This window comes from Coleofasciculus sp. (assembly GCF_046565525.1).
Classification (GTDB): Bacteria; Cyanobacteriota; Cyanobacteriia; order Cyanobacteriales; family Coleofasciculaceae; genus Coleofasciculus.
The window spans coordinates 1-1,756 of the sequence record NZ_JBKHUP010000240.1 but is presented as its reverse complement, the minus strand read 5'-3'; the positions used below and the strand labels follow the sequence as shown (position 1 = coordinate 1,756).

The window sequence follows — 1,756 nt, the reverse complement described above, 5'->3', positions numbered from 1 at the left end:
TTGACACTCCCACGGCTTAAAGCGCGTGGGATTCTACATTCATCGTCAGAACTTGCTCTACCAGGCTTGCGCCAAGTAGCGTAGAGGCTCCAACTCCTGTAGCGTTACTTCGGGATTGCCCATCCCTAGATTTTGCCTTGAGCAAAATATTGATAGCCGCATTCCAATCTCTTTGCAGAATCAACCCACACAAACAAACGTGAGTCCTGGTGCTAAGGGACTTTTTCACAATTACCTTACACTGACTACATTCCTGGCTTGTATACTGGGGTGGAACGGCAATAGCCCGTCTTCCCAACTTTTTAGCAAAGTGTTCTAACCACTGTCTGAACTGATACCAACTAGCATCAGCTATCGACTTTGCCAGACAGTGATTTTTGAGTAAATTTGCTACCCTTAAGTCTTCATAGGCTACTAAGTCGTTAAACTTGCAAACGTGACGCGCCAGTCTCTTAGCGTGTTCGGTACGTTGCCTACTTACTCTTAAGTGTTTTCTGGAATATTGGCTCCTTGCCTTACGGCGTCCTGACGAACCTTTGATTTTCTTGTAGATGCAACGCTGAGCGTGTTTTATGCTAGATTCGGCTTTCCTGAGAAACTTTGGGTTAGGTTCATGGTGTCCGTTTGAGTCAGTATAGAAATACTCCAAACCGACATCTAAACCAATTTCTTGACCTGTAGGTGACTGAATATCAACACATTCAGCATCTACAGAAAACTGACAGTAATACCCATCAGCGCGACGCACTAAACGAACTCGCTTGATAGACTTAACTGAGTAAGTGTGAATATCCCACTTCCCTAAAAGCTTGAGTTCACCAATACCTTTCTTGTCGGTAATAGTAATGCGTCGCTTTGTGGAATGAAGCTTCCATCCGCTAGTTTTGTACTCCACTGAACGGTTGTTTTTCTGAAATCTAGGAAAACCTTTCTTTCCAGGTTTTTTCGACTTGCAATTATCGTAAAACCGAGCAATAGCAAGCCAAGCTCTCTCAGTAGCCGCTTGTACCGCCATTGAGTTTAGGTCTTTGACAAAGGCAAACTCATTGCGTAGTTCTGTCGAATATTTATTTAAAGCGAACCGATTGATTTTAGCATCCTTGGGTGCATCCATCCAATAGCGAATTGCTTTGTTGCGAATGAACTGCACCGTTTTGATAGCTTCGTCAATAGCTTTGTATTGCTGTGGTTTTGCCTTGACTTTATATTCGAGAACCAGCATTGCTTTTTTCCTCCCTCTTGTCTAAGATATTGGTCTTTAGACCATTTGTCAAGACCAATGGGACAAGATTATCGTCACGCCAACACGTCAGTTACGTTGATCAACTATCACTTTGTCTGGATACCAAGACGCCGCAAGCCTGTGCTTGTAGGTCAAGTGGCTCAAAGATTCGAGGAATTACTAAGAGCAAAAGCTATAGAGCTAGATTGTCAGATTATTGCCTTGGAGGTGATGCCTGACCATGTGCATCTATTCCTTAACTGCCCTCCCACGGTGGCGCCGTCAAACATTATGCATCGACTCAAAGGAGCAACAGCTTACAAATTAAGAGACGAATTCCCCCATTTAAAAAAGCTTCCAAGTATGTGGACTAGAAGCTTTTTTTGTTCAACGGCGGGAAATGTCAGTAGTGAGACGGTTAAGCGTTACATTGAAAATCAGAAGACCAGATAGTTTGGTCATCTGGAGTACCTCCGATGACCCGCCTTATATCCCACACCTAAAAGGATGTGGGTTTTACGGCGTTTCTATAAA

At 43.6% G+C, this 1,756-nt stretch carries 2 protein-coding genes; one reads left to right on the top strand and one right to left on the bottom strand.

What is annotated here, in order from left to right; genetic code table 11:
- Positions 1-16 precede the first annotated feature (16 nt).
- Complete coding sequence (locus ACLGGO_RS35465; RefSeq protein WP_446422833.1) at positions 17-1,222, bottom strand: RNA-guided endonuclease InsQ/TnpB family protein; 1,206 nt, start codon at positions 1,220-1,222, stop codon at positions 17-19.
- A 57-nt stretch (positions 1,223-1,279) separates the two neighbouring features.
- Between ACLGGO_RS35465 and tnpA the strand changes: the two genes are divergently transcribed.
- Entirely contained in the window at positions 1,280-1,675 is a 396-nt protein-coding gene (gene tnpA, locus ACLGGO_RS35460) for an IS200/IS605 family transposase (protein WP_044211242.1), read from the top strand.
- Positions 1,676-1,756: the final 81 nt, after the last annotated feature.

Bases quoted from the DNA above. Each gene is read 5' to 3' on its own strand.
- ACLGGO_RS35465 (WP_446422833.1), bottom strand. From the start codon at position 1,222: ATGCTGGTTCTCGAATATAAAGTCAAGGCAAAACCACAGCAATACAAA.
- tnpA (WP_044211242.1), top strand. From the start codon at position 1,280: ATGGGACAAGATTATCGTCACGCCAACACGTCAGTTACGTTGATCAAC.